Origin of the sequence: Vibrio sp. 10N.222.52.B7, assembly GCF_041474275.1 — a bacterium.
GTDB lineage: Bacteria > Pseudomonadota > Gammaproteobacteria > Enterobacterales > Vibrionaceae > Vibrio > Vibrio crassostreae_C.
The window spans coordinates 5974-6820 of record NZ_JBFRTU010000178.1; the positions used below are offsets into that span (position 1 = coordinate 5974).

The following is an 847-nucleotide window of genomic DNA, read 5'->3' on the forward strand; positions in this document are numbered from 1 at the left end:
CCACCAATCAACATCAACACAATAAACACTAACTTTCTGAGTTGATCATTAGACAACGGCGGTGGGAAACGTCGAGCAAACATCGTGACAAGCGCCACCAAGGGAACAGCAATAGCAGATAACCACAGTATGCTCTGTTCCATGTCGCCTGCAGCGTAGACATTGACAGTACGCGACATCGACGTACAAGCGAAAACCATCAGCAGTGTGCTTCGCACCAGATCGAGAGAAAAAGGTTGCCGATAGAGATGATAAACAATCGGTGGACCTGCCATCCCAAACAACCCACCCGCTAACCCAGAGCTAAAGCCTGAGACAAGGAAAGATACGGTTGCCGAGCGGACCGTTCTAGTTTTAGGTTTAAACATAAAGCTCAAACCAGCGAACAACACCATGGCACCCAATAGCCCTCGTAGGATTTGGGTTGCCGACTCGCTCAACGCGTCCAGCAAGTACACGCCCATCGATACGCCGGGAATAATACCGATGACTAACACCACCAGAATCTTGAGTTCCCCAAGCAGTGGCTTACCCATCAACGCCACCAAGCAATTGAACAAGGTCACAATACTCACCACCGCGGCAATAACATTTAGGGAAACAAGATTAAGGCTGACCGTTAGCCCAATCACAATGATACCGAGACCAAATCCAGTGACAGTTTGGAAATAAGTACCTACCGCAATGGTGGCAAGAATGGCGAGTAAAACAGGTAACTCCATTAGCTATCCTAATTAGGTTATTTGGGGGTAAATATGAGTGCAAGATTCCGCATTAGTTTAAGCAACGAGTGTTAATACCGGAATTCAAACTCCGACTCTTCTCTTTCTTCAACATCAGCTTCAGA

Annotated in this window: 1 protein-coding gene; it reads right to left on the reverse strand. The window is 47.1% G+C overall.

The genetic code is table 11. The annotated features are described in order from the left end of the window. Nucleotides 1–722 (reverse strand): TSUP family transporter (locus tag AB4512_RS22155; RefSeq protein ID WP_372175699.1); only part of this gene is annotated, 722 nt, incomplete at its 3' end. Nucleotides 723–847: the final 125 nt, after the last annotated feature.